Here is a 971-nt window from a genome sequence, read left to right on the forward strand (position 1 = left end):
GATACCGACGATCACGATTTCCTGGTGGTCCGCGCCGCTCGAGTAGCCATACGAGCCGACCGAAGCTTGTGCATCGGAAGTCGTCACGCCGTCTGCGTTCTTCTGCGTGCCGCTTGCTTTCTGCCACGCACCGATAGCGTACAGGTCCGTGCGCTTAGACAACGAGTAGTCGGCACCCAGGCTGACCTGATTGTAGTGGGCTCCCGTGTCGCCGCTTGCCTTCGTGTACGTGTAGCCAAGGCCGAGCAGCATCGCCGGCGTCAGTTGGTAATTCGCGAACGCGTTGCCGGTACTGAACTTTTCCTGCGACGAGAACGTCGAGCTGCCGTCGCTCTTGTACTGCGCGAAGCTGTACGAAGCACCAAACGTCACCGGGCCGAATGCGTACTGGCCGGCAGCGCGTGCGATACCGATCGAGTGCGCCGTCTGGTAGCCGATGTTGATCGGGCTGAGGAACAGCGAATCCGACGACGGGCTGTTCCAGGTAGTGCCATTGGCGCCGATCGTCTGTCGGCCTGCACTCGGATTGTTCGCGTAGAGGTAACTGGCCGCGAGACCCAGCGGACCGTTGTTATACGTTGCCGCGCCGCCCCACGTCTGTCCCTGGCCGGTCGTGCCCGCCCCGTTGCTGAAGCCGTAGATGCCTTCGAACTGGAAGCCGGCGTAGTTAGGCGAAACGTACTTCACGGCGTTCGACACACGCAGATCGTTGTCGTAGTTGTCGACGTCGCCCGGCGTTGCCATGATGCTGCCGAAGTAGTTGTCGGCCGTGAGGCCCTGGACCATGTCAACGGACGGATCGTACTGGCGACCCAACGTGACCGTACCCCACGAGTTGCCTGTCAAACCGACGAACGCCTGACGGCCGAATTCGCGGCCACCCTGGTTCAGACGGCCCGTGCCCACGTCAAAACCGCTTTCCAACTGGAAAATCGCCTTCAGGCCGCCGCCCAGGTCTTCCTGACCCTTCA

The 971-nt window shown here is 61.8% G+C and carries 1 protein-coding gene; it reads right to left on the bottom strand.

What is annotated here, in order from left to right; all coding sequences use genetic code 11:
- A partial coding sequence (locus AWB67_RS38545) for a porin (protein ID WP_087660919.1) occupies positions 1 to 971 on the bottom strand: 971 nt, incomplete at both ends.

It is taken from the genome of Caballeronia terrestris (assembly GCF_001544515.1).
Lineage (GTDB): Bacteria > Pseudomonadota > Gammaproteobacteria > Burkholderiales > Burkholderiaceae > Caballeronia > Caballeronia terrestris.